The organism is Bacillus sp. SIMBA_005, assembly GCF_046535585.1.
GTDB lineage: Bacteria > Bacillota > Bacilli > Bacillales > Bacillaceae > Bacillus > Bacillus pumilus.
Window position 1 is genome coordinate 1 of sequence record NZ_JAWRWI010001317.1, and the last position, 229, is coordinate 229.

1 protein-coding gene is annotated in these 229 nt (G+C 71.6%); it reads right to left on the bottom strand.

What is annotated here, in order from left to right; genetic code table 11:
- On the bottom strand, positions 1 to 229 hold a 229-nt coding region (locus SB660_RS24345), incomplete at both ends, for an FAD-binding protein (protein WP_410585226.1).

A 229-nucleotide genomic window follows, 5' to 3' on the forward strand; every position in this document is an offset into this window, starting at 1 on the left:
CAGCCCACCCGAGACGCGGACGGCGTCGCGCGCCCGGTTCACCTCGAACACCGCGGGCAGCGCGTCGAGGGCCACGAGCAGGCCGTCGGTGTCGGCGAGGTCGTTGAAGCTGTGGCGTGATCCCAGCATCCGCACCGGACCGCCCTGCGCGAGAAGCGCGGCCAGCTCATCCGTCGACGACGGGTGCTCCACGCGTGATGCGCGATACGTGAGGTTGCCCGCCCAGTTG